This is a genomic window from Vibrio makurazakiensis, from assembly GCF_050337375.1.
In the GTDB taxonomy this organism is placed as follows: Bacteria; Pseudomonadota; Gammaproteobacteria; order Enterobacterales; family Vibrionaceae; genus Vibrio; species Vibrio makurazakiensis.
The window spans coordinates 1-1,712 of sequence record NZ_JAKJSW010000417.1 but is presented as its reverse complement, the minus strand read 5'-3'; the positions used below and the strand labels follow the sequence as shown (position 1 = coordinate 1,712).

General features: G+C 42.3%; 1 protein-coding gene. It reads right to left on the bottom strand.

Going from position 1 to position 1,712, the window contains the following annotated elements; translation table 11 throughout:
• On the bottom strand, positions 1–1,599 hold a 1,599-nt coding region (locus L4C33_RS22065; RefSeq protein WP_428814524.1), incomplete at its 3' end, for a methyl-accepting chemotaxis protein.
• Between the last annotated feature and the right edge of the window lie 113 nt (positions 1,600–1,712).

Below are 1,712 nucleotides of genomic sequence, written 5' to 3'. Positions count from 1 at the left end.
TGACTGGCCAATGTACTGAATAACTTCAGCACTTTCTTTTTTCATCGTTTCAATCGTCTCTGAAATTTCGCCAACAGCATCAACAGTTCTGACAGCTAGGCTTCTTACTTCATCGGCAACGACGGCAAAACCACGACCTTGTTCACCAGCCCTTGCTGCTTCAATAGCAGCATTCAAAGCTAATAGGTTTGTTTGTTCTGCTATCCCGTTAATAATATCCATCACCGAGTCAACTTTAGTGGAAGCGGCTTCTAGTTGCTGTATATGACCGGCTGCAGAACTTAATATAGACCCCACACTTTCTAGTGAGCCAATGGCTTCAGTAATCACTAACCCACCATCTTCAGCGGCTTGATTGGATGAACGGCTGATATCAGCAACGAACTCTAACGAGTTTGATACTTCTTGAGTGGTCACACTCACTTCTTCTGTTGCTGAAGCCAATAATTGCGTTTGACCCAAAACTTCAGACTGGCTTTCTACCAGCCTGTCGAGATTCGCATTTAACTCAGCAGCATCACCTGACAACGCCTCACTACTCACTTGCACCCCAGACACCAACTGTCCCAAATTCTCACAACTTTGGTTTATTGAAATCGCCAGTTGATTGAACTCATCATTTTTATTGTTTGTTACCTTAAGTCGTTTGGACAAATCTCCACCAGCAATACTGTTGATGATATTCGTTACGTTTTTTAGTGCTTTGGAGACTGAGCTGCTCAAAGTAACAAAAATGACGATAGTAATTAAAGCAAGCACCGCACACGCAACCAATACTGACCATTTCGTATTGTCAGCTGAGCTTCTCGCAGCCTGCTGATATTGATCGCTGATGGCAGCCAAGCTGTGATCAATATCTTTCACTACTGAGATTGCTGCGGTTTCACTTGCTGCTAGTTGCGATTCAATATCCCCTAGCTGCTGAGAAAGCTCGCTAACACGAAGAAAAGTTTCTTTGAACTGTTCTATTTCCTTTTCATACAGGTCAAGCATGGCGTAAGTATTCGACATGTTGACGAAACCTGCCATAGCGCGGTTAAACAGCTTCAAGTTTTGTTCATTAGGGGACAGTAAATAGTTTTGCTGTGATTTTATCATCGCTTGGAAATCAGAATTGATCGTTACCATTCCAGTTTCTGCTATTTTCTCTTCAATGGTGGATGCCAATGTTTTTAGCATACCCAACTTCCCGTCATCGGCATTAAAGCCGAGTTCCGCTTTAAGCGTTAACCATGGCAAAAGAGACTGCTCAAACTGACTCACTACTTCTGCAAGATCATTGGCTTGGTTGCCGATCCCGATTCGAATAAGGAACTCACGATGCGATTGTACAAATTCACTAATCTCAGATATTTCTTGTTTAATAGCTCCGACTTGCGAGCTTTGCAGATCATCGAGCTTACCGCCGAGCGTAAGTAAGTGAACTTCGGTATCCACAATCTTCGATGCCCCAATCGTCACTTCGCTACTCAACCGGTACTGGTCTGTTAATTCTGACAACCGATTTCCGGTGTAGCTGCCTAATGCAACGAAGCCTAAAGACAAGATTACGAGGAAAAGGATAATCTTTTGTTTTTGCGAAAGCGCAAGTGAACTCATAGCTGCGTCCCTAATTTATAAATTATTGTTACTTCTTATAGTACTAACAATAGTATCAATTGATATTTATGGCCTCACAATTGTTCATTAAACAAACAAGGGATCGTACATTT